Below are 23,673 nucleotides of genomic sequence, written 5' to 3'. Positions count from 1 at the left end.
CTAAAACGCCCCTATCGTCTAGTGGCCCAGGACTCGGGATTTTCATTCCCGCAACAGCGGTTCGAAACCGCTTGGGGGTACGAAAGAAACCAATCAAAAGATTGGTTTCTTTTTTTGCATCCACGAGCAACCGCGCCCCCTCCCCCTCAAAAAAAGATTAAAACACCCCTTGACGGATTAAAAAACTTTCCTATATTTGGTCGCACAAATCGCCCCTATCGTCTAGTGGCCCAGGACTCGGGATTTTCATTCCCGCAACAGCGGTTCGAAACCGCTTGGGGGTATAAAAACAGCACAACGCAAGTTGGGCTGTTTTTTTTTATACCCACAAGCCAACCGCTATACAGGGTATAAAAACGGCACAACGCAAGTTGGGCTGTTTTTTTATACCCACAAGCCAACCGCGACATAATCACCAACCCAAGCCAGGCGTTGCGGGCTGGCGTCTGAAGCCCGCTCGAAAGGGTCGCGTAAGACACATGTCTTTCCCGCCGGAGTTTATCCCGGTCAACGAACCGGGACCAGAATGACATGAGGCTGGAGCGAGGGGAAAACTTTCCCCTTTTTCTCTATTTTCTTAAATCAAAGCTTATTAAATCTCATCTAGAGATCCTGCTCCTACGAACCTTGCGGCCCTTCGACAAACTCAGGGACCTTAGGTTGGTGAGCCTGCCGAACCACGCTCAGGATGACACAACACCAACATTCTCTCGTCTTTCGTCTTTGCACTTCTTGCTAAATACTAGGCTCAATCATGTCAAAAATAAATTTTTGCCGTGATATTCGCCTTACGCATTTATCGCCTCTCGTCTAAATTTCTATCTTTGGGCCATGAATTTCAAGGACCGCATTATCCGCGCTACGGGCAAGAAGACGCCCTTCCGCCTGATTGTCGTCGACTTGACCGCGACGATGAACGAAATCGGCAAAAAGCATAACGCACAGGGTTTCGCCCTCAAGCTCCTCGCCGAAAACTCCATCGCAAGCATTTTCTTGAGCGCCTCGCTCAAGTTCCCGGGCACCGTAAGCTTTACCACCCGATTCTCGGGCGAAATCACGCTGGTGCAGTCGGACTCCACGCCGCAGGGCCTGGTGCGCGCCATGATTCCGCAGCCGGAACTCCAGGCCGTAGGTGGTAACGAACCCGCCCTCATTCCGCAGAGTGTCCGCGTCGTGAAACTGAACGAACAGGGCAAGCGCGTCCACGAAAGCATTATCGAGGCTCCCGCCGTATCGATGGGCCAGAACCTCGCCACCTACCTTTTGCAGTCCGAACAGATCCGCTCGGCCGTGGGCATCGAAGCCGCCTTCAATAAAGAAAATCCGAGCAAGCTCGACTACGCCGCCGGTTTCTACATCGAAGCCTTCCCCGACCTCGAAGACAAGGACATCAACCTGATCGAGGTCATCATCCAGAACTTGCCGAAGTTCTGCGACATGAACACGCCCGAAGGCTTTGACCTGGACGAGCTACTGGACCAGCTGCGCGGCCCCTACGAAATCGACATCGTCAAAGAAATCGACCCGAAGGCCTACTGCCCCTGCAGCCGCGAACGCACCGTGGCAACGCTTGCCACGCTCCCGCTCAAGGACTTGCAGGACCTCGAAAAAGAAGGCAAGGACCTCGAAGTGATTTGCGACTTCTGCCGCACCCCGTACCAGATTACGATTGCGGATTTAAGAGAAATTATTAAGGAACGAAAGAAATAAACGTTAAGGAGATCCCCGCCTTCGCGGGGATGACATTAGTATGTTTACCAAGCAATGTGTCGTTACCCTGGACCTTGAAGGTGTCCTCGCCCCTGAAATCTGGATCGCCGTCGCCGAAAAGACCGGTATCAAGGACCTGCGCCTGACTACTCGCGACATTCCCGACTACGACGTGCTCATGAAGGGCCGCATCAAGATTCTCGAACGCGAAGGCATCAAACTTTCGGACATCCAGAACGTGATTGCAAACCTCGGACTCCTCGACGGCGCCCGCGACTTTATGGACCAGCTCCGCGACGAAGCCCAGGTGATCATTCTTTCGGACACGTTCCAGGAATTCGCCTACCCCATCATGAAGAATCTCGGATTCCCGACTATTTTCTGCCACAACCTGGAAGTCGAAAACGACATGATCAAGGGTTACCATCTGCGCCTCAACGACCAGAAGACTAAAGTCGTGAAGCACCTGCAGGAACTCAACTTCAAGGTGTTCGCTAGCGGCGATTCCTTCAACGACACGGGTATGCTCAAGCAGGCCGACAAGGGTTGCTTCTTCTGCGCGCCGGATTCCATCGTCGCCCAGTTCCCGCAGCTCGAAGCCACCAAGACCTACGCCGAACTCCTGGAAAAATTCCACCAGTTCCAGGCTACGCTGTAAGAGCGATGAGCACGGACCTTCGGTCCTTCGAGGTATGAGGTCGCACCCCTTACAGGGTCGCTTTGAGCACAATCAACAACAAGGTTGTCACGCCCGCGAAAGCGGGCTTTTTTTTTCAAGGGGGGAAGGCTGGTCTTTCGCTACGCTCAAGCCCCAACAGATCGGCTCGGTTATGTCAAACTCCGTTTGCCACAACACTCGCCTTGAAGCTGTTGTCCCCCTCGCTTTAGCCACTGCTCAGCCTGCTCCGCACGCTCACATGGCCTCGGCCTTTGGCCGACGAATGTTCGCTTTGCGGCCAGGCTTTCGCGGTGTCTACCGCTACCCCCACACCTAAGGGGCTCTGCCCCCTAAAACCCCTGTAAGCGAAAATAGCAGCTATGCGGGCTTGGCTATGGCCGAGCACAAACAGTTTCTGCAAAACGTACGCAGCATCACTTTCATTGACAAGCGTATTCTTTTTTTATATTAGGCTAAAAAAAAACAGACTTCAAATGATACGCTATTTTCTTTTTCTTCTGTTCCTTGTCCCAACAGTCCACGCCATCACCTGCACGGAAGGGCTGCTGATGTATTACAAAGAGTGGTATGGGCTTTATCTAGGGGGAACAGATGCTTTCCTTGATAGTACTATTTTTACCTACAGCGATGGAGAATTTCGTTCCGAGAAAATTCTAAGAGAAAAAGACTACCTTGGAAGTATTGTTGAATCGAATCGTGACGGAATAAGTCAAATCGATACGACGATTAAACTTTATCTAGTAGACGATTTTAATTTTCAGTCTGACCACCGCAGCATTGCGAACAAAAAAATTTCAAATGACACTATATCTATCGAAGCTTTTATGAGGGATTCCATTGAACGTAAGCAAGATATTAGAACAACCAAATTTACTACGAAAGTGTATAAAGACGGCCTTATTCTTGACGACATAGAAACTTTAGAAAAAGAGCACGACACTTACGCAACCCATATTGAAGTATCATTAAAAAACGACACCTTGTTCATACTGCATCTTGGATCAGAAGACGGCGCACCGATGGATACTGCTCGTTTTGAAATCTATGTTGCCGACCCAAATGACAGCCATATTTGCCACGAATTCTACCGAGTTCAAGATTGCGAAGATGGTTGCACAGATAACAACGGGAATCCGATAAAAGATGGAGACATTGTACAGTCATACGACCACACAATTACAGAAAATAAAAACGGGTTCATGATAGAAGAAATCCGACACAACGGAACGAACCAATACTTCATGATTTATTCCGATGGAATAACAACATCCATAGCAAAGCGACCTGCCGCAAAAATGAACAGACTCCGACGCGACTTCTACTTTGACACCAAGGGGCGGAAGCAGCAGAAAACCGTTCCCTACAGGGTATTTTTCTAACTCAATTCTTCACGCAGCGGACACTGACACCGGCGTCCTTGTAGTTTTCGAACAATGTTGCTGCATCGTTTTCGTAACGCAAAACCAAGGTGATTGACTCGTCGTCATCGACCTCGGTGGCACTCCAGAAAAAGGCTCCCGAACTGACAAACGACTGATGCGTCTTGCCCCGTTGCGGAAGGCGCACGCCGCCAGGTAACGCGGTAAAGCCGTAATCGTCGGTGCCGTCTTTGTAATGCCCTTTATCGCTCCAGGTATTCGTGGCCTTGAGAATCTTCCCTGCCGTCGAGGAATCCCCGACAAATTCAATCAACGTATTCCATTCGGCCTGACTCGGCAAATGCCAACCACCGGGGCATACGGTCTTCGCTTCGTCCCAGGAATAAAGGCAACCGAACAAGGTCATATATTCCTTTTCGCCGCAGACTGCGTTTCCCGTTTCATAGTCAAGGTTCTCCGCCATCCAGACTTGATCGCCGATTTTCACGGTCTTGTAAGCCTTGCCGTCGCGCGAGTCCTTGAGGGTATTCGAGGAAGCATCGTATTCGCTGTTGGCACCGTTGCCAGAATCGCTGTTGCTAGAATTGTCAGAATTTCCGTTTGCAGCACTCGAGGAACCGTCGCCGCTGCAAGCGACAAGGAATACAACAAGAAACGCAACTAGAGATTGCCACCACCACGCTCCGCTCATGGCAGGCTTCGCAACAAATCTCGCAATGACGTTACTACTCTTCATAAAATCTCCGTTATCCCTAAAAAATGAATTTTCATAGAAAATTTAATTTATTCGAGAGGGATTGCGCCCAATTAAACATGCCAAAACAAAGCATGGGGCATATAAAGTCGGCAAAATCAAGCATTTTATACGCCCCTCGACGCCCCAAAGCATCAACATAGCAGCAAACGGGCTTCAATGGGGCATATAAATTCAGCACAAAGCCCCTTTTTATATGCCCTCACACTCCAAAGCACCTCATTTTCGACACATACAAACTACAAAAGGGCATATAAAACACCCTTCAAAACCATTTTTATATGTCCCAAACGCGAAAAAAGCCATTTTCTCACAATATCTACCCCCTTGCAATCCACCACAAAACGTTTTTTTTATATTATCACAACAAGGAGAAATTATGAAACTCTATACAACGGACTTTATCACCGGCAAAGAAATCGAAACCATTCAGATGGTGCGCGGGAGCGTGGTGTTTAGCAAAAACGTGGTGCGCGACGTCTTCGCTGGACTCAAGACGCTTGTAGGTGGCGAAATCGCCGGCTACACCGAGATGCTGAACGACGCACGTCAAATTGCCATCGAACGAATGGAAACCCAGGCAAGTTGCATTGGCGCAGACGCTGTCGTAGGCGTACGCTTCACCACAGCATCTGTAATGGCGGGCTCCGCAGAAATTATCGCCTACGGAACCGCAGTGAAATTCAAAAAATAAAAGCCGATGAAAATATTCAGCAAATTAAAGAAAGTCAATCTTACCACCCAGATTGCCGTTGCTTTCATTCTGGCGATTATTGTCGGCTGTCTGCTACAGGGCGTTCCCGATGTTTCGAACGCCATTATCAAGCCGTTCGGGAACGTATTCCTGAACCTGCTCAAATTTATTGTGGCGCCCCTCGTTTTGCTGTCGATTACATCGGGCATTCTTTCGACAAACAACCTTTCCACCCTCGGGAAAATCGGACTGCACGCAGTTTGCTACTTCATGTTCACAACGGTTCTCGCCGTCCTTACAGGGCTTGTGACATCTACCATTGCAGTGCAATTCATTCCATTAAGCAACATCACCATCGAAACTGCGACACCCATCGGCGCAGTCAAGAAAATGTCTCTGATAGAGGAGATTGTCAATTTTTTTCCGAGCAACATGATTGCCCCGTCCTACTCGGGAATCATGATTCAGATTATCGTCATTGCCGTGGTGTTTGGGATCGCTATCGTTCATGTCGGGGCCAAGGGGGATCCCGTCAAGAACTTGGTCTTGAGCCTAAACGAAGTTGTCCAACGCGTTTTAAATTACATCATGATGCTGGCCCCTATCGGCATATTCTGCATGTTAACGCCCGTCATCGCCAATAACGGTCCCTCCATACTAGGGTCACTTGCCGCACTGGTTGGACTCGCCCATTTTTGCTTTTTATTCCACGCCATGGCGGTCTATGTTCCCTGCCTCCACTTTTTGGGAGGCTATTCACCGCTAAAGTTCTTGAAACACATGCAGCCAGCCCTGCTATTCGCCTATTCAAGCGATTCATCGGTGGCCACGCTCCCCTACACCATGAAAAGTACCGAACGGATGCATGTCAGAAAAGACATCCGCGACTTCGTCCTGCCACTCGGAGCTACAATCAACATGGATGGCGTTGCCATCTACCTGAGCGTTGCAACTGTTTTTGTAGCGGCATGTTGCGGAATTCATTTAACAATGGGCATGTACATGGGAATCGCGTTCTCGGCAACCATCGCCTCCATCGGGACTCCGAGCGTTCCAGGTGCGTCCCTCACCTTCATGTCCGTGATTTTTGCACTAGTCGGAATTCCCATCGAATATGTCGCTGTCATCGCCGGCGTGGACCGCATCGTCGACATGGCCCGCACCGTAATGTCCATTGTCGGCGACGCTTCTTGCGCCGTAATTATGCAGCGCCATTTTGGCGATAAGCCGCCAAATCCAGAAAAAGAAAGCGCCTAGAGGCACGGCCCCTAGGACACCAGAGATTATTTACCTGCGATTTACTTACCCGCGATTTCTCTAGCCTTCGCCTCGATTTCGGCGATGGCTTTTGCACGGCCTTCGGCAGAGTCTTCGTTAGAGAGCACGAGGTTCACGAACACGGATCCAGCGACCACGGCGTACACATGCTTGCTGAGCACCTTGGACTGTTCGCCGTTGCGGATGCCGAAACCGCCGAGCACCTTCGCGCCACCCTTACCGACGGTGTCGATAAAGTCAAGCGTTGCCTGGTCAATCGTCGTTTCGCTACCGGTCGTACCCGCGCGGAGTGCAGCGTAAATGAACTTGAAGCCCTTGGAGGCCATCGCTTCGAGGCGTTCCTTGGTCATGCTCGGTGCTGCCACCGGGATGTTTTCGAGGCCGTGCTTCTTGCAAGCTTCAGTCAGACCTTCGTCACCATCGAACGGCAAGTCCGGAATGATGCAAGCGGATACGCCCGCGTCCTTGCACATCTTGACAAAGTTCTCGATGCCCGGCGTAAAGGCGAGGGAACCATAAGTCATGATGTAAATGGGCGTTTCAGGGTGGCGTTCGTGAATCTGCTTCACGATGGCGAGGCCCTGCTTGGTGGAATAACCCTTGTCGAGAGCGATGGTCGAAGCCGTCTGAATGGCCGGACCGTCGGCGCTCGGATCGCTGAAGGCAAGCTGGATTTCGAGGATGGTGGCGCCACCCTTCACAAGGGCGTCGGCGATAGCGATAGAAGTTTCTGCGTCAGGAAAACCCGCAATAAGATGAGACATTAAGTTCATAATTAATTCTCGCGGCTTTGCCGCTGTTGAAAGGTTTTAGTAGCTATGGGTCGGGCCTTCGGCCCTTTGAGGTGTGAGGTATGAGGTTTAAGCTTTTGCAATCGTAACCTTGCCTCAAAGCGAAGCGTGCTCAAAGCGGAGCGACCCCAGAGTGCGAAGCACGACCTCATTACCTATTTGTTCATTATCTCCGCGTCGTGGATGTCTTCGTTATTTTCGAGGCGAACAAGTTCGGCCTTCAGGAATTCCTTCCACTTTTCGGGGCGGAACACCGGGCTGGTGATAAAGATGTCCTTGTCGCCGCGGCCACTCATATTGATGACGAGCGCCTTGTCCTTCGGAAGTTCCTTCGCAATCTTCATGGCGGCTGCACCTGCGTGAGCGCTTTCGAGAGCAAAGAGAATGCCTTCGTTGCGGGCAAAGAACTTCACCGCTTCAAGGGCCTCCTTGTCAAGGATTGCCGTGAATTCCACGCGGCCAGATTCGCCGAGGGCAGCGAGCTGCGGGCCGATTCCCATATAGTCGAGGCCTGCCGAAATGGAACGGGTCGGCAGCGACTGACCGTCTTCATCAATGAGGAAGCGGCTCTTGTAACCCTGCAGAATGCCTTCGCGGCTCGCGTTACCCGTCATGCGGGCTGCATTTTCACCCTTGTTCGGGCCAATGCCACCGGCTTCGGCACCAATCAGGCGCACATTCTTGTCTTCGATAAACGGAGTGAACACGCCGATAGAGTTGCTACCACCACCCACGCAAGCAACAACGGCTGCGATGTCAATGTTGCGTTCAGCGGCCTGGCGCTTGACTTCTTCACCGATAATCGACTGGAAGGTACGAACGATATCCGGGAACGGAGCCGGACCGAGAGCAGAACCCAGCACATAGTGGGTGTTCTTGAAATTCGTAGCCCAGTCGCGCATAGCTTCGTTCACGGCGTCCTTAAGGGTGCGGGCACCACTCGTGACCGGCACGACCTTGGCACCGTACATTTCCATGGTCGCCACATTCGGCTGCTGACGACGAACGTCCACCTCGCCCATGTACACTACGCATTCAAGGCCAAGCTTCGCGCAAGCGGCAGCCGTCGCAAGGCCGTGCTGACCGGCACCCGTTTCGGCGATAATGCGGGTTTTGCCCATCTTCTTGGCCAAAAGGCACTGACCAATGGCGTTGTTGATCTTGTGCGCACCGGTATTGGCAAGGCCTTCGAGCTTGATGTAGATCTGCGCACCGCCCAGGAGTTCCGTAGCGGTCGGGGCAAAGTACAGCGGCGTTTCGCGACCAATGTAGTCGCGCTGGATGATACGGAGTTCTTCGAGGAATTCCGGATCATGGATGTACTTGTTGAAGGCCGCTTCGAGGTCGTCGAGCGGACGGCGGATGATTTCGGCAACATACTTGCCGCCGAACTTGTCAAAGAAACCGTTGTCAGAGGTTATGAGGTGTGAGGTAGCGCCTACGGCGCTTTGAGGTGTGGGGGTTATAGTTGCGTGAGTCATTTTGAGCGGAGGGGTTGGGGTTAAAATTCGTAGTTGAGGGGTAAAAATTAAAGGCCTTCGGTGAGTCCGAAAGCCTTTTACAAACACTTGATGAAATCAGCAAAACGGACTCTATTTAGTAGAGCCCCACCACCAGCGGTTGAAACGGATTGCTGAATTCATCTTCATGTTCCCTAATTTAGGAAGTCTAATTCTATTTGGCAAGGGGTTGAGCTGAATTTTTTTCTATTGCATCCGTAACCATGGGTACTACGTGCGTCTTGCGGCTCAACGTTTCCGCAGAATAGCAAATTCCGTCTTTCACGGATTCCCCGAATGCGCTTTCGGCGATTTTCTTCGCCTTTTCAGCATAATCGCCTACCCCATAGTACAAAATATAGGTACCGGCATTCAAATACAGGCTATCTTCCGAAGCCGCCGGATCCGAATTTAGCGTATGCAAGTCCACCTTGGACAACAGAATATCACGGTCCTTTTCCTTGGCAATTTCCGGCATGACTGCAAACATCCGTTCAAAAAATTCATCCTTGGTCGAATCGTCATACCAATTTTCACTCGCGATACCCAAATCAAAACCGCCGATAGTATAATCCTTATAATCCGCCAGGAAAATTTCCTTGTCGGTCATCCCGCTCATATCGTGTGAAGCGTCAGACATTCCCCTAAAAAGACTCCGCACGCTATCCGAGGACATCTTAAGCTGATTCATCAACTCACCAAGCACAACGCTATCCGCACGGGTCGTATTTACCTTGGTCAAGTTCCGCGTATCGGAGAGAATCCCCGCGAGCAAGATTTTGGCCACCTCATCGTCCAACTTTACGCCAGCCTCCTGGTAAAGATACTTTATCAGCGTACAAGTAGATCCCCAAAGTTCTCGCCGCACATAAGCAGAAGAATCCGCATCAATATCCCCCGGCGTATGGTGATCGATAATCTGCAGAATTTTCGCCTCATGCGCCCCGTCAACAGACTGCACATACTCGGCATGGTCGGTCAAAATGAGCCTAGTACCAGGCTTCACCGACACCATCTCATCTGGCAATTCAAATCCCAACTGTTTCGCAACGAACTCCGTCTCTCGATTAACAGGACCCGAAACCTTCGCAACCGCATTATGCCCCATGGCACGCATCAACGCAGCATAAGCCAGGGACGACGTCACCGCATCCACATCGGGAGTCTTGTGCCCGAACACATACGTCGTATCATCCCCCCAATCCATAGCCGCGATACTTTCTTTAAATTCAAAATCACACTTACAACTCGCATTCTGCCCAGTAGAAGAATCATCTCCACAAGCACATATCAGGGTTCCCATCGCCACCCCCAAAAACAAATTAGACAAAAATTTATCTTTCATGCCATAAATATAAGAAAGACTCCCGATCAGCGAGAGTCTTCCGTTAAACACTTGATGAAATGGCAATGCCTGAATCCCTTCTTTGAGAACCTCGTCGATAGCGGCGCTAGCGTCAAAGCGGATTGCCAATTTCACCTTTATGACTCCAATATACATAATAAGTCTTTGATTGTCAACGGGTTAGAGCAATATTTTTGTAAAAATTTCTTTTATAATTTGTACAAAACGGCCCGAGTTAGGCCATTTGGAGCAAACACCCGACAATCCCCCCCCTGTGATTTACATCATTACACGGTTTTTGAATCCTCTAAAAATTTGAAATCCCACTACCATTTAATTATATTTACATTGACATAGTTTAGAGTTCGCTCTTATTCGGACAGCTGGAAAACGACCAAAATTTCATCGTCTAGGAATAAGGCCGATTACTCACACCCCGTGGTGTGGGTCGTTTGTGCCTATTAGACGATAAGGTTTACTTGGTCGTTACCTCAGCTGTTTAGGGCACCTGCGATTCCACACTTTTTTTGTTTGGATTGCATCCTTGAACAAGACGAACTCCGCAGTAGAATTTTTCAAAAACGGAGACGACATGAAATCGAACCAAATCTTGGGCATTGCAAGCCTCCTCACCCTGGGAGTTCTCCCTTTCCTCGCCGCCTGCTCTGGTGAAAATGGAGCCGACGGTCGCGATGCAGATCCGGTAAACCTGGATTCTCTGGCTACGGTTATCCGCGACGAAATCTCGGACAACCTCAGAGATTCACTCTCCTCTATCCGCGAAGACGCAACCGAAACCCTCTGGGATTCCCTCTACGCCGAGCCCTACGTAGACACTATATACAAGATTCTTTTCGACAACGCCTACAGTACAGCCTGGATGGATTCTACGCGACAGTCCCTGCTAGACAGCCTCAATCAAGCGAACTACGACTCGCTCTACCAAGAACTCTACGATCAGGTGTACGCGGACATCTACGCACAAACAGTCACTCGGCAACTAGATGCCTTCAAGTGGACCACCAAGGAAGACATCTATTTGGCTTTCGCCAACCAATATCCCCTGATGTATAAAGATTTTCTCGGAGACAAGGGCGAACCACATCCCGTCCCTATCTCCATAAAAGTCAGAAACCAGTGCGCAGCAAGGTCAGACAAATCCGTTCCTTGCAACTGGAAAAAGATCATGGTCAAGGCCTGGATTACAGACTGGACCGATACGGGAAGCGTCACCGGGTTCGTAAATCCCGATACTGCGAACATTTTCGCCCCCGCACTGACATTTGACATGAGCAAGGCCGTCACACTGACCGCCCCCCAACAAGCCAATATCCAAATTCAGGCCTACGCCCTGGAGAACGACCACGAAATTCTGTTCTACTCCGCATCCGAGCCGACCACGCTTCACCCCGTACAAATCAACGGATGGGAACTTAAAGGCGTTCAAAATAAGAACTGGTGGTATGGAGTTTGGGTCACCCCCAACATGGATTCCATCCCGAATATTCTGAATGACCTGAAGAAGAAGCTCCCCGAAGGATCCGTAAAGATTTACCAGAAATACAGCGACGACGAGACCATCGCCGAAAGTTCCAAGCGCGTCGTCAAGGCAGTCTACGAAGTCCTGCAAGCAAGAAAAATCACCTACCTTCAGAACAACGGTGCCGGAAGTCTCGGACAAAAAATCAACTACCCGATCGAAGTCCTTCGCAGCCGCGACGGTCTGTGTCTCGAAACCGCCGCCCTTTTCGCATCCGTCCTAGAAGCACTTGGAATGCAGCCATTGATCGTAAACATTCCTAACCACGCCTTTGTCGGATGGCGCACCGAAGAAAACAGCAACGTTCTTGACTTTGTAGAAACCACCATGATCGGAGGCTCATCGACTTTTGCACAAGCGAACAAGTCCGGCATCGAAAAATTCAACGAACAAGTCGAAGCAGGGAACTTTGAATCCGGTGATGCAGAACTTATCGATATCGAAGCCGTCCGTAAATACGGTATCAAGCCGAACGACATTCCATAATATTCTAGGGATTTAAAACTTCAGCCTATTCAATTCACGTAGAGACAATATGAAAAAGAAACTTTTTTTCTTGATTCTATTTTGGAGCATCCAAATTTTTGCCGATGACACTTGTTTAGAACTATGTTTTTCTTGCATCGAAGACAGTGGTCGAGAATCTTGCGTCAAAGTTGAAAAGCTTTGCAAGTGCAGCGCAATGCTCGAAGGACTTAAGCAAGAACTAGCCACTCCAGACACAACTCCTGCAGACTCTGCAGCCCCCGCCATTCAGGATTCCCTTGAAGTAGCAACTGCAGACACCCTTGTCAAAACGGACACTGTGGAATCAACAGACTCCATTCAGGACGCGAATCAAAATGTTGCAGTCGTTGAGGAACTCCCTCCCCAGCAGGAAGACTATAAAACCCTACAAGACCAGAACGCAGAAAAGAAGAAACCGCGAAATTTCTATTGGGGCGTTTCTTTGGGCTATGAACAGTTCCAGGAAGAGACGGTTGCAAATTTCGATGTGGAGGAAACCGATGCCCCCTTTGACCACATGGGCGTGAATTTTGGTTTTTTTCTAAGGTGGTATTTCTATAGTGCAGGAAGTTTTCAATTAGGTCTGAACACTGTCTACCATCATGGACGTTACGATATCGAGGAATGTGACTTTCGTGTAGGTTATAAGCGCTACAATTACAGTCACGATGTTTGGATTGATTACCACAACATCATGGCCGAAATCCCTCTCACCTTTAGATTCGGAATTCCCTTTGTATTAAGTCCTTATGTCAGCCTTGATGTTCATGTCAGAAAACCTCTCTACGCATGGATTGACTACTCTGCCGACGTATCCTTACAACTTGGGGATTACTACAGCTACACTTCCCGTTATTACGACTTCGATGACGTCGGCGAATCGGACGCGGCCTTTACAGAAGAAGATTGGGAATTTTTAGGTTATTTAGGATTTGGCCTAGAACTTACACGTCACCTTTCTATTCAGTGGCAGATGCTATTGATTAACGCAGTCACCTACACTAACGAAATTTTGAACTACAAACTGTTGACCAAGTCTTGGCGAATAAGCTTGGATATCGCTTTTTAAAGAGGAATAAATGACTTTTTTTAAAATGATAAAAATATCCACTATGGGATTATTTGTTGCAGCCCTTCTATCTTCATGCAGTGATGAGAACGCATTCAGCATGGCAGAAGATAATCTAGACGATATGGAAGACCATGCCAATAGGGATTTTGACGACTACGAAGAGCAAAACGACGAGATGAGTGAAGCGGACAAATGCTATTACGGAGAAAGTTACCGTTCGGACTCGTGGTGCTGCAGCAACTATGGATTCCGGTGCAATTATGTTTCGAGTAGCTCCTATTACCGTTCTAGTTCAAGCCACGTTTCGAGCAGTTCCTATTACCGCTCTAGCTCAAGCTATGCTTTTAGCAGCTCTTATTATCATTACAGTTCTAGTGCAAAAAACGAAACCATTTATGATGACGATGTATCAACCTTCTTGTATAGGGCGTACTCCGTCGAAATAGACCTAACCTGGTTCAGGCAGCTTACAGACAACTGGGAAAAACAAAAGAAACACGAGGGTGACTACAGCGATGGAGACCCGAGCATATCGTTTGTGATAAAAACATACGCGGACTATACTCTAAAGGATTCCGTCAAAACAGAGGTATTCAAACTAGAAGATGCCGGTACATGGAGCGGGCACAAATATTTTACAAAAGATTTCTCTGGCGGAGTTAACGAGATTGACATTTGTCCGAAGGTTTTCGAACGCAACCTCATTGAAAGCAATGTGGATCACTCCTCTTACTACTGCTACATTATTCGCGATGCAGGAAAGAACGTCAACATACCCATAATGCAATCCGACAATATGGCAACTGATTTTGAACTAGAATGGACTGTTCGGATTAGCTACAATTAACACGAAAAGATGGGCTAAACAGTCCATCTTTTTTGTTTGAAATTTTTCTAACAGAGGCTATAATGCGGCGAAAAGTGCTTTCAGCTTTTCGCTGTTTTTGATTCCGGGGGCATCCTCGACGCCACTCGAAACGTCGATAAGTTCGGGGGCAAATTTGCCAACGAGCTCAGCGACATTCGCCGGGGTGATGCCACCAGCAAGCCAGAGCGGTAATTCACCCGCTTTTTCGCGGAGCAGTTTTTCGGGAATGGTCTTGCCCGTACCGCCGGGGATCCCTTCGACTTTCGCATCTAAGAGAATGCGGGGTTCACCATTCTTGCGGAGAGCCGCAACCTTATCGAAATCGGATTCTTCGCCGACGCGGGCAGCACAATAGTAAGGAATTGCCGTCGCGGCTAAGTTCGACGGGTCAACGCCGTGAAGCTGTATTGCATCGAGCACACCTTCGCGGGCAAGCTTGATGGCAGTTTTGCCTTCAGCAGATTCCGGATCGGTGATGACACCCACAAGGAGTGGTGATCCTTCGACGCGCTGCGCTTGCTCAGGATGACACGCTACGTCATTGCGAGTGGAGCGAAGCAATCTCTCTTTGAAGTTGCGCACGAATTCTTCGGTGGTGAGGCGCTTGGTGGTGCTGAATACAAAGCCGAGCATATCGGCGCCGAGTTCAGCAGCCAATAGACCGTCTTCTTCGCGCGTGATGCCGCAGATTTTGACTAACGGACGATTTGTGCCATGGATTGCTTCGTCACTTCGTTCCTCGCAATGACGTGCTTGTTTCTGCTGTTTGCGCTCTGCAAACTTTTTCCAGAACTTGCCACGGGCATTTTCGGAGCCCGATTCAAACGCACCGACCACTTCTTTGGCTAACGGCGGATTCTTGGCGACCGCCTCGCCCACCAGGATTCCCGTAAACCCGAGATTGCGCGCATAAGTCGCATCGGCCGGGCATAATATTCCAGATTCAAAAACAGCCTTCGCCGGAAGTTTACTACGCACCGACGCCGGCACGAGTGGGTCCGTATGGAAGGTCGCCAAATCGCGAGAATTCACTCCCGCGACAATCGTTTTGGCCGCAGATTCGCCAAGGGCTTCGGTCACGACTTTCAGCTTGCGGAAGTCGTCTTTTTCACGAACTTCAACGAAAGCCTGCATGTCGAAAGACTGCGCACGCTTCGCCATGCGTACAAGCTGCTCGTCATCCAGAATGCGCGCAATCAAGAGCACGGCATCGGCACCGCAGCGGTAGGCAATGTCGATTTCATCTTCGAACAAGAGAAAATCCTTGCGAAGCACGGCACACGCATGCAAGCCCTGCTGACGGCGACGTTCCATCAAGTCGGCAACCGCAATCAAGTCGCGGAGCGATCCCTTAAAAAAATTGCCTTCGGTAAGCACCGAAACCGCCTGCGCATGAGCCTCGGCATAAGTCATCGCTAACGCCACCGGATCCAAATCCGGCGCAATGTCGCCTTTAGAAGGCGATGCTCGCTTGACTTCAAGAATCGCCCCGGCGTTCCCGAGAAATTCGGTATGGCCGCCACGGCGCTTTTCGGGAATCTCGATTCCGAAATTCAGACCCAACCGCGAAATATCTTCGCGGCGCATACGTACGATTTTGGCTAAAATGTCTTCGCTCATGAATTTCCCTTAGGCTTCAAAGTCAAGGCCTTAGAGAAAAGATAGGAAATTATGGCCGATGCCAGGATAGAAAGAAGCGTAGGGCCAAGTATTACAGAATCCATGTGCGACGTGACTTGGTAAACGGCAAAGCCAACCAACCATGCGAACAAGTTCAAAATCCAGTACTTGTGACCCACCTGGTGATTTTTCGCCAAGAAGAACGAAACCAGGAGTACGGCCGCCATGGGCGCAAACACCGAAGCGATCAAGTAAAGGAATCCGATGTAATGATCCATAATACCCGAAATGGCAAGGACCGCGCTGATACCGCTGACCACGACACCCGTGATTTTCGGATTCAACTTGTGGACAATGGCCTTGGCCGATTCGCCGGCAGAGTTCGCCGCCAAGAAGTTGGTGGTCACGGTCGAAAGCACAACGATAATGATTCCCGGAATTCCAAGGCCCGCTAGCAGAATGGCGCGGGCGATATCGTTACCAACTCCGGCCGTTGCAATCTGAAGCCCGATAAAGTACATCCAGAAACTTGCCACCGAGTACGCAATCGCAGAAACCGCCGTAGCACACGTCGGCTTTTCGACATCCTTGGTGTAGTCCGAAATCACCGGCAACCAGGAAAGCGGAAGCGCCATCGAAATTTCAAAGATATTCCAGAAGCTAAGCGCATGTTCTGCGGCAGGCGCGCCCGAAGTTCCGACACCGAACAACTTGGCCGTCAGCACAATCAGGAGCACCGTCAGAACCGCCATCACGACCGTCGTGACTTTCGCAAAACGGCGGAGCCCAACAAAGACCCAAATGGCAATCAGCACCGCAAGAATCACGCAAGTGAGCGGGAAAGAAATCGGGAGATTGAGGCCCGCCAACACCGAGGCCCCCTGCGCATTCAGCACGGCAATCCATGCAATTAACTGGAACAGGTTCAGCGAGGCAAAGAACTTGGAACCGTAAGAGCCGTAAACAGACGCTGTCGTTTCCATGGCGTTCAGGCGGACACGGGCACCGATGAGACCCACGAAAAACAGCAAGATGCCGCCCAGGACATGGCCCAAAATCAGCGGGAGCCAAACGGAATCGTAAGAGGATGCCGCGCCGATTTCAATACCTGCCTCGATTTCAGAAACCGAGATTGCCACCCCAAACCAGATGACACCATTCGTTAAAAGATTCGTGCGTTTTTCCACAATACGCCTCCTAAAATTCTAAGGACGTGCCAAAGATAAAAAAGCACGCCCTAGAACACAAGGAATAGTTTAATACTTCTTTTTAATATTTTGTTATAGATTAAGGCTATTACGAAGAGCAGGTCGCCAGGTAGCGTTGCAACTCTTCGACATAGCGCTCGCCCACCAGGCCAAGCAACATGTTGCGCTTCGAAATGTAGCCGATTTCCATGACGCGGCGCGATTCTTCGCTCTTGTCCTTGAAGGGCACCGCCAAGTAATCGGAACCGTTCAATTCTTCGCAGATAATGCCGGAGCAGAGCGTATAACCGTTCAGGCCGATCATCAAGTTCAGCATGGTGGCACGGTCGTTCGCCTTGATGGTTCGCTTATATTCGTTTGTACTCAAGATTTCTTCGGCAAAATAGAACGAGCTGTTGTCGCCCTGTTCAAAAGAAAGGCACGGGTATTCGGCCAGTTCATCGAGCGTAATGAACTTGTTGTTGGCAAGCGGATGCCCCTTCCACAAGTACACATAGGCCTTACAGTCAATGAGTTTATGGAACGCGAGGTCGCGGGCATTCAGCAAGTTCATGATAACCTTGCGGTTGAAATCGCTCAGGTAAAGGATACCGATATCGCTCTTGAACGAGGCCACGTCTTCGATGACTTCTTTGGTGCGGGTTTCGCGAATGGCGAATTCGTACTTGTCGGTATCAAAGAGCTTGACCGTTTCGACAAAGCTCTTGACCGCAAAAGAATAATGCTGCGTCGAGACGCCGAATTTCTTTTTACGCTTGCCGATTTTGCCGTACTTGTCCAGCACCGTTTCGTAGTGATGGTAAAGTTCGCGGGCGTACGAAATGAATTCTTCGCCTTCGTTAGTGAGCTTGACTCCGCGGCTGGTACGATTGAAGATGAGGATGTTCAGTTCATCTTCAAGATCCTTGATGGCGGCAGTCAGCGACGGCTGCGAAATATAAAGCTTTTCGGCGGCCTTGTTAAAGGAACCGGTTTCTGCAATGCCGATGGCATAACGTAATTGTTGTAGAGTCATGTGGATCGGCCTCCTATTAAAATTCTTTGTAGGTTATTTCCTATTTGTTTGGTAGGAAAAAATATAGATAAAAACTATTGCATTGTCAAGTTGTTTTAAATATTATTTAAAAGTATCCCCGGCTCACTTCGACAAGCTCAGTGACCTTAGCCGGGGAGAATATTCCAAGAATTTCAGTCAACAGCCCTCTGAGGCGATAAGGCAAGCCTTATTGCCTCGTAAGAGTCTTGTACTTGATGGGCTTCGGATTGTCGGCATCTTCACCGAGGCGCTTGCGGCGATCGGCTTCGTATTCGCTCCAGTTGCCTTCGAACCACACCACCTTCGAATCGCCTTCGTAAGCGAGGATGTGGGTTGCGATACGGTCGAGGAACCAGCGGTCATGCGAGATAATCACGGCGCAACCCGCGAACTTGAGGATAGCCTGTTCCAGAGCCTGCAGAGTTTCGATATCGAGGTCGTTGGTCGGTTCGTCAAGGAACAGCACGTTGCCCGGCTTCTGCAGGTTCTTCGCCATGAGCACGCGGTTGCGTTCACCGCCCGAAAGGGCAGTGAGCTTTTTCTGCTGGGCAGCACCCGTAAAGTTGAAGAGTCCGCAGTAGGCGCGACCGTTCATCTTGCGGTCACCCACCATAATTTCGTCGTTACCGCCGGTAATTTCTTCCCACACGGTCTTGGTGTCATCGAGGCTTTCGCGGCCCTGTTCCATGCTGATGATTTCCACAGTCTCGCCAATCTTGAGCGTACCGCCATCGGGCTTTTCCTGACCCATAATCATCTTGAACAAAGTCGTCTTACCCGCACCGTTCGGACCGATAATACCCACGATACCCGAACGCGGCAAGCTGAAATTCAAATCATCGAAGAGTACCTTGTCGCCAAAGGCCTTCTGCAGGTGTTCCGCCTGAATCACGATATCGCCAAGGCGCTTGCCGTTTGCGATGTGAATCTGGGCCACCTTGATCTGTTCGCGAGAATCTTCGGCAAGCAAGTCTTCGTAAGCTTTGAGACGAGCCTTACTCTTGGCCTGGCGCGCCTTCGGAGAAGCCTTCACCCATTCCTGTTCGCGAGCGAGGCGCTTCTGACGATCAGATTCGCCCTTTTCTTCGTTCTTCATGCGTTCAAGCTTCTGGTCAAGCCACTGGGCGTAATTGCCTTCCCAAGGAATGCCGCGACCGCGGTCAATTTCCAAGATCCAGTTCGTTACGTTGTCAAGGAAGTAACGGTCATGGGTCACCAGAATCACGGAGCCCTTGTATTCGCGGAGGTGGCGTTCGAGCCAAGCAACCGTTTCGGCATCCAGGTGGTTCGTCGGTTCGTCAAGGAGCAACAAATCCGGTTCTTCGAGGAGCAAGCGGCAGAGAGCCACGCGGCGTTTTTCTCCGCCAGAGAGGTTTGTGACCGGCCAGTCGCCCGGCGGGCAGCGGAGAGCATCCATTGCAATTTCGATATTGCGGTCGAGGCTCCACAAGTCCTGCGCGTCGATAATGTCCTGGAGCTTCGCCTGTTCGTCGAGGAGCTTGTTCATCTCGTCGTCTTCCATGGGTTCTGCGAACTTCATGGAAATTTCGTTGAAGCGGTCAAGCACAGCCTGCTTTTTAGCGACGGCCTGCATCACGTTTTCCTTGACGGTCAAGTTCGGGTCAAGCTGCGGTTCCTGCGGCAAGTAGCCTGCGGTGCGGCCCGGTTCAATCCAAGCTTCGCCCTGGAATTCCTTGTCGATGCCCGCCATAATGCGGAGGAGCGTCGACTTACCGGCACCGTTCTGGCCGATAATACCAATCTTTGCGCCATAGTAGAAGCTCAAAGAAATGTCCTTCAGCACCTCTTTGTTAGGCGGATAGGACTTGGTCATTTTGTACATGTAGAAAACGAATTTTTCTGCTTTATTCTGTTCGGCCATATTTGCTCGCTTCGCTTCGAGGTGTGAGCGCGGACCAAAGGTCCTTTGAGGTGAGAGGTTATAAATTGTTGGGATAAATAGTTCTTTCCTTAAATATAACAAAAAATGTTTACTATACTTGTGGCATATGAAGTTGTTCAACACTATTATCGTGTGCCTTGCGCTTTCCGTTTTTGCGCACGCCGCAGACAGCACGGCCGTTTCTAGCGACACGGCAACCAACGACAACTTCCAGCGATTCTCGGTACTGCCTTTCGGCGCCTACACCGAAGAAACAAAAATCCAATACGGTGCAGTCTTCGTCCTATTTTTCAAGCCGTTCCAGGACGGCAAAAATATTTCGTCGATGGACTTTATCGCACGCGGAACGACGCGCGGACAATTCCAGTTCCAGTATGCCCCGAACATGTGGCTGCTCGGCGATCACCTGCACATTCCAGCAAAGCTGAACCTGAACAAATGGCAATATTCGCTTTTCGAACGCGGCGCACGCGGTGACTTTGAACGAATCGACGAATACAAGAGCACCTTTGTCTACGGGCGCATCCCCTTCGAAATGAACTTCGGCATTCCGCAGGGAATTCCCTTCCGCTACGGCCCTATTCTTGAAGGCGAAGCCCGCGACAACGAACTTGGCGAAGACATTCCCAAGAATTACCAAGACGGTTTTTACCTAGGCGGTGGCTACCTGCTTGTTTTCGACCGCAAGGACAACAACAACTGGCCCACCAAAGGCTACTACCTGAGTTTCGAAGAAGTCTTTTTCGGCGGAGACTTCAGCTACCATACCGAAACGTTCGACGCAAGACTCTACTCTCCCCTTTTCTGGGAAACCTCCATTGCACTCGGACTTTACGCAAGGCAGAGCCGTGGTGACAACGTCCCGCTCGGCTGCCTCGCCGGTCCTGATGGCACCAAGAGATTCCGCGGTGTAGAATCCGGCATCTGGAGCGACACGCAGACACTGATTTGGCAGATGGAATTTCGCCGACCGCTCTTCTGGCGATTCGCCGGAGTCATCTTTGGTGAAGCCTTGCAATCGGCGCCGTACTTCAGCGAACTTTTCAAGCGACAAATACATTACTCGGTGGGCTTTGGCGGGCGCCTCGCGCTCAACCGTAGCGAAAAGTTGCACGCCCGCGGAGACCTTTCGCTTGTAGACGGCAAGCACATCGGAATCACCATCGACTTGCGCGAATCCTTCTAAAAATTTCATCCAAACGAAAGATGCCCGATCAAGTCGGGCATGACAACGTTGGACAAAAGATTGGATAAAATCGCTTTAGTAATCGCTCGGCAAGTCTTCGGGCAGGAGTTTCATCAACTCCGCCACGTCATATTCCTTTTTCGCCAAACGGTTCGCCTGATTCACCAAGGTCTTTTCGTACAAATTACGAATCCCACGACCATTGCCGAACGTGCGGTCACCCTTCGAAACAATATGCGTGAGCAACGCCTTTAGGCAATTCTCGAATTCAGGCGACAGCACCAATTTCTGCTTTTCAGCCAGACGCTTGAAAATTTCATAAAGTTCACTAACGCTATAATCGGCAAATTCAATATAGCGGTTAAAGCGGGACGACAAGCCGGGGTTACTGTTAATGAACGTCTTCATTTCATCCGTGTAACCCGCCACAATCACCACCAGGCGCTTACGGTCATCTTCCATTCTCTTTAGGAGAGTATCAATCGCCTCTTGGCCAAACGCATCCTGCCCCTGGCCGTCGCTACGGGCGAGCGTATATGCTTCGTCAATGAACAGAACACCATCCAAGGCACTGTCGATGACTTCATTGGTCTTAATCGCCGTCTGTCCGGCATAGCCGGCCACCAGGGACGAACGGTCACATTCCACCAAGTGTCCCTTTTCAAGAACACCAAGATCCTTGTAAATCTGCGCCACAATACGCGCCACGGTCGTCTTTCCCGTACCGGGGTTTCCCGTAAAGACGCAGTGGTAAGACATCGGCACCGACGGAAGCCCCGCATCCACACGCTTGTTTTGCGCAAGAATCATATTCTTGAGCGAGACTATTTCCTTTTTCACCGACAAAAGTCCAATCAACGAATAGAGTTCGCGTTCCGCAGACGATAGCGTAAAACGGGTAATTTTCCTCTTAATGGCTTCCTTGACGACATGCTTCGCCTTTTCGTCCGGTTTATCCTTATCCGTCTTGGGCTTCTGCTCCGGTTTCGGATCGTCTTCCCTATAAACAACCTTCAGCACACGCCAGAACAGGTAGATTTCAAAAAGGGGCATCCACAGGCAAACGTTTTTGGAAAGGGATATGGTAACATCCGGAGCAGGGAGATCAGTATTCATCGAATAAAGAATCAGGGCCACGACCGTCGACAAGGAACAGAAACCGATCATCTCCTTCTTTCGCAAGGCACATTCCATTTCTGCCTCGTCTATCATTAGAAAATAGATGATCTGGACGATCGAGAAAAATCCCATGGCAGCGGAAAATCCCCACGACACGGGATAAAAAGGAATGATCCCCATCAAGCCAGCCACGACGCCTAGAGTCGAAGCCGATATCAAGCCTAAAATCACTTTGATTGCGCGCATACCATAAATATAAGAAAAAAATATGATTTTGAATTTAATTTTGTTTTTTTGCAAGTGCAATCTCCGTTTTTCTATATTTGGTGCAACGAAACTAGGAGAATTTATGCCCGCCCAAGGAGAACACAACAAATGGATAGCGCTTGCGCTTTGCATTTTGCTAGGATATCTCGGCCTGCACCGTTTTTACGAAGGTAAAATCTGGACAGGAATCCTTTGGCTATGCACCGGCGGACTCTGCGGAGTAGGAGTCGTTGTCGACGCCATTTTAATCGTCTTGAAACCGGAACATTACTAGTAGACCGTAAACAGTGGTTAGTAAGCAGGGATGTAAAGGGAACGTTCTTATTGTAATCCTAACCACCAACCACTAATCACTAAGCACTTTTGTATGAAGCATTTATTCGTAATCGCCACAGGAAATCCGGGAAAAATCAGGGATTTCGCGCATATTCTCGGAACCGAAAACAAGGAATTCAAGACGCTGAAGGACATCGGCTTTGAAGGCGACATCGTCGAAGACGGTAATTCTTTCGAAGCGAACGCCATCATCAAGTCCAGCACCGTCGCCAACTGGCTCTGCGAAAAGCATATCGAAGCCTCCGTCCTCGCCGACGATTCCGGCCTCGAAGTATTCGCACTAAACGGCGAACCGGGCATTTACAGCGCCCGCTACTGCGGCTACCACGGCAACGACCAGGCAAACAACGACAAATTAATGCAAAAGCTCAAAGGCGTCAAGGACCGCGGCGCCCGCTACTTCTGCGCCCTTTCGTACCAGAAAGTTGCTGAAGTAAACGGCAAGTGGATCGTGAGCGAGCCCAAGATTTACGAAGGAGAATGCCGCGGGCAAATCAACTACGCACCTGCAGGCGACATGGGATTCGGCTACGACCCGCTGTTTGTTCCCGATGGATTCGACCGCACCTTCGCGCAGATGGAGCTCGCCGAAAAGAAAGACATCAGCCACCGCGGAAACGCCATCAGGGCGATGAAAGCGGATCTAGAAAAGTGAGCACGGCACAAAGTGCCTTTGAGGTATGAGCACGGCGCTTTGCGCCTTTGTTAAAAAAATCCCCGACACCGTCGGGGATCATTTCTTTTACTCAGAGCCTTGCTATGCAAGGCGAACTCACAACTCTAAGCGAACCTGCGAGCGAGCTCAACACCTAGCGGCTTCGCCGCTATTAGAACCAGCGCCAGGTGAGTCCGAAGAGGACCATGCTCTTGTACTGAGCGTTT

The 23,673-nt window shown here is 50.1% G+C and carries 20 protein-coding genes and 2 tRNA genes; 13 read left to right on the top strand and 9 right to left on the bottom strand.

Features of this window, described 5'->3' with window-relative positions:
• The first annotated feature begins 7 nt into the window (after positions 1-7).
• The 5 genes from Q0W37_RS10470 (at position 8) to Q0W37_RS10450 (ending at position 3,768) form a co-directional block, all read left to right on the top strand.
• Positions 8-80: transfer RNA gene (locus Q0W37_RS10470), tRNA-Glu, on the top strand.
• 131 nt (positions 81-211) lie between these two features.
• Positions 212-284 (top strand) — tRNA-Glu (locus Q0W37_RS10465).
• 547 nt (positions 285-831) lie between these two features.
• Entirely contained in the window at positions 832-1,710 is an 879-nt protein-coding gene (locus tag Q0W37_RS10460) for an Hsp33 family molecular chaperone HslO (protein WP_297701372.1), read from the top strand.
• Positions 1,711-1,750: 40 nt separating this feature from the next.
• Entirely contained in the window at positions 1,751-2,368 is a 618-nt protein-coding gene (gene thrH / locus Q0W37_RS10455; RefSeq protein ID WP_297701370.1) for a bifunctional phosphoserine phosphatase/homoserine phosphotransferase ThrH, read from the top strand.
• A 569-nt stretch (positions 2,369-2,937) separates the two neighbouring features.
• Entirely contained in the window at positions 2,938-3,768 is an 831-nt protein-coding gene (locus Q0W37_RS10450; protein ID WP_297701368.1) for a hypothetical protein, read from the top strand.
• A 1-nt stretch (position 3,769) separates the two neighbouring features.
• Here Q0W37_RS10450 and Q0W37_RS10445 read toward each other — a convergent pair whose 3' ends face one another.
• The gene (locus Q0W37_RS10445) at positions 3,770-4,504 is read right to left on the bottom strand and encodes a fibrobacter succinogenes major paralogous domain-containing protein (protein ID WP_297701366.1); all 735 of its coding nucleotides are present in this window, start codon (positions 4,502-4,504) and stop codon (positions 3,770-3,772) included.
• 397 nt (positions 4,505-4,901) lie between these two features.
• Here Q0W37_RS10445 and Q0W37_RS10440 point away from each other — a divergent pair, with 397 nt between their 5' ends.
• Both Q0W37_RS10440 and Q0W37_RS10435 read left to right on the top strand, forming a co-directional pair.
• The gene (locus tag Q0W37_RS10440) at positions 4,902-5,216 is read left to right on the top strand and encodes a YbjQ family protein (protein WP_297701364.1); all 315 of its coding nucleotides are present in this window, start codon (positions 4,902-4,904) and stop codon (positions 5,214-5,216) included.
• A gap of 6 nt (positions 5,217-5,222) precedes the next feature.
• Complete coding sequence (locus Q0W37_RS10435) at positions 5,223-6,473, top strand: dicarboxylate/amino acid:cation symporter (RefSeq protein ID WP_297701363.1); 1,251 nt, start codon at positions 5,223-5,225, stop codon at positions 6,471-6,473.
• 41 nt (positions 6,474-6,514) lie between these two features.
• Here Q0W37_RS10435 and trpA read toward each other — a convergent pair whose 3' ends face one another.
• The 3 genes from trpA to Q0W37_RS10420 all read right to left on the bottom strand — a co-directional run bounded on the left by trpA (position 6,515) and on the right by Q0W37_RS10420 (position 10,264).
• Positions 6,515-7,267, bottom strand: coding sequence for a tryptophan synthase subunit alpha (gene trpA, locus Q0W37_RS10430; protein WP_297701361.1), 753 nt, complete (start codon positions 7,265-7,267; stop codon positions 6,515-6,517).
• Positions 7,268-7,440: 173 nt separating this feature from the next.
• The gene (gene trpB / locus Q0W37_RS10425; protein ID WP_297701359.1) at positions 7,441-8,766 is read right to left on the bottom strand and encodes a tryptophan synthase subunit beta; all 1,326 of its coding nucleotides are present in this window, start codon (positions 8,764-8,766) and stop codon (positions 7,441-7,443) included.
• A gap of 193 nt (positions 8,767-8,959) precedes the next feature.
• On the bottom strand, positions 8,960-10,264 hold the full coding sequence (locus Q0W37_RS10420) for a DHH family phosphoesterase (protein ID WP_297701358.1): 1,305 nt from the start codon (positions 10,262-10,264) through the stop codon (positions 8,960-8,962).
• Between the two features lie 457 nt (positions 10,265-10,721).
• On the opposite strand from Q0W37_RS10420, the gene Q0W37_RS10415 reads away from it, so the two are divergent.
• The 3 genes from Q0W37_RS10415 to Q0W37_RS10405 all read left to right on the top strand — a co-directional run bounded on the left by Q0W37_RS10415 (position 10,722) and on the right by Q0W37_RS10405 (position 14,095).
• The gene (locus Q0W37_RS10415; protein ID WP_297701356.1) at positions 10,722-12,155 is read left to right on the top strand and encodes a hypothetical protein; all 1,434 of its coding nucleotides are present in this window, start codon (positions 10,722-10,724) and stop codon (positions 12,153-12,155) included.
• Positions 12,156-12,204: 49 nt separating this feature from the next.
• Positions 12,205-13,245 (top strand): hypothetical protein, encoded by a 1,041-nt coding sequence (locus Q0W37_RS10410; RefSeq protein ID WP_297701354.1) that lies wholly within the window; start codon positions 12,205-12,207, stop codon positions 13,243-13,245.
• 100 nt (positions 13,246-13,345) lie between these two features.
• Positions 13,346-14,095: a hypothetical protein gene (locus Q0W37_RS10405; protein ID WP_297701352.1), complete on the top strand. Its 750-nt coding sequence runs from the start codon at positions 13,346-13,348 to the stop codon at positions 14,093-14,095.
• A 57-nt stretch (positions 14,096-14,152) separates the two neighbouring features.
• Here the strand turns inward: Q0W37_RS10405 and Q0W37_RS10400 are convergent, their stop codons facing one another.
• From Q0W37_RS10400 to ettA, 4 genes are all read right to left on the bottom strand, one after another.
• The gene (locus Q0W37_RS10400; RefSeq protein ID WP_297701350.1) at positions 14,153-15,736 is read right to left on the bottom strand and encodes a bifunctional indole-3-glycerol phosphate synthase/phosphoribosylanthranilate isomerase; all 1,584 of its coding nucleotides are present in this window, start codon (positions 15,734-15,736) and stop codon (positions 14,153-14,155) included.
• Positions 15,733-16,923 (bottom strand): cytosine permease, encoded by a 1,191-nt coding sequence (locus Q0W37_RS10395; RefSeq protein WP_297701348.1) that lies wholly within the window; start codon positions 16,921-16,923, stop codon positions 15,733-15,735. The genes Q0W37_RS10400 and Q0W37_RS10395 overlap by 4 nt, the downstream gene beginning before the upstream one ends.
• Before the next feature lie 109 nt (positions 16,924-17,032).
• Complete coding sequence (locus Q0W37_RS10390) at positions 17,033-17,959, bottom strand: LysR family transcriptional regulator (RefSeq protein ID WP_297701346.1); 927 nt, start codon at positions 17,957-17,959, stop codon at positions 17,033-17,035.
• 208 nt (positions 17,960-18,167) lie between these two features.
• Complete coding sequence (gene ettA / locus Q0W37_RS10385; RefSeq protein ID WP_297701344.1) at positions 18,168-19,862, bottom strand: energy-dependent translational throttle protein EttA; 1,695 nt, start codon at positions 19,860-19,862, stop codon at positions 18,168-18,170.
• Positions 19,863-19,989: 127 nt separating this feature from the next.
• On the opposite strand from ettA, the gene Q0W37_RS10380 reads away from it, so the two are divergent.
• The gene (locus Q0W37_RS10380) at positions 19,990-21,069 is read left to right on the top strand and encodes a BamA/TamA family outer membrane protein (RefSeq protein ID WP_297701342.1); all 1,080 of its coding nucleotides are present in this window, start codon (positions 19,990-19,992) and stop codon (positions 21,067-21,069) included.
• A 75-nt stretch (positions 21,070-21,144) separates the two neighbouring features.
• Here the strand turns inward: Q0W37_RS10380 and Q0W37_RS10375 are convergent, their stop codons facing one another.
• Positions 21,145-22,434: an AAA family ATPase gene (locus Q0W37_RS10375; protein ID WP_297701340.1), complete on the bottom strand. Its 1,290-nt coding sequence runs from the start codon at positions 22,432-22,434 to the stop codon at positions 21,145-21,147.
• A 103-nt stretch (positions 22,435-22,537) separates the two neighbouring features.
• Here Q0W37_RS10375 and Q0W37_RS10370 point away from each other — a divergent pair, with 103 nt between their 5' ends.
• Together Q0W37_RS10370 and rdgB are read left to right on the top strand one after the other, a co-directional pair.
• A complete protein-coding gene (locus tag Q0W37_RS10370; RefSeq protein WP_297701338.1) occupies positions 22,538-22,729 on the top strand; it encodes a TM2 domain-containing protein in 192 nt (63 codons plus the stop codon).
• Between the two features lie 93 nt (positions 22,730-22,822).
• Positions 22,823-23,446: an RdgB/HAM1 family non-canonical purine NTP pyrophosphatase gene (gene rdgB / locus Q0W37_RS10365; protein WP_297701336.1), complete on the top strand. Its 624-nt coding sequence runs from the start codon at positions 22,823-22,825 to the stop codon at positions 23,444-23,446.
• Positions 23,447-23,673: the final 227 nt, after the last annotated feature.

The organism is uncultured Fibrobacter sp. (assembly GCF_947166265.1).
Lineage (GTDB): Bacteria > Fibrobacterota > Fibrobacteria > Fibrobacterales > Fibrobacteraceae > Fibrobacter.
The sequence above is the reverse complement of the archived record's forward strand: the minus strand, read 5'-3'. Positions and strand labels throughout refer to the sequence as shown.